Consider the following 326-nt stretch of genomic DNA (forward strand, 5'->3'; position numbering starts at 1 on the left):
AAAAGTCGACAAACAACGTCGATTTTGCACGATAAATTGATTAGACAGTCATGCATACAACAGTGCTTAGATGCACACCTGACTCCGGATAAAAAGGCGGAGGACAGGCAGCTGAAACCCATTCTTTCAACGTGTCGCACGTTTTGGGCGGAAGCGAATGGTTGTGAACACTTATTCCTTACTCATGTGAATAAGCAGAAACAACGACTTAAGTTTTATCTTGAGGAAGCTATTTAGGGTTGTATGGTTAAGTGACTAAGCGTATACGGTGGATGCCTTGGCAGTAAGAGGCGATGAAGGACGTGTAAGTCTGCGAAAAGCGGTGG

At 44.5% G+C, this 326-nt stretch carries 1 rRNA gene; it reads left to right on the forward strand.

Annotated features, from left to right (window positions below):
- Positions 1 to 245: 245 nt before the first annotated feature.
- Positions 246 to 326, forward strand: a 23S ribosomal RNA gene (locus ACXAGC_RS20530); the annotation flags it as partial.

It is taken from the genome of Alteromonas sp. AWJ4_197, from assembly GCF_056160285.1.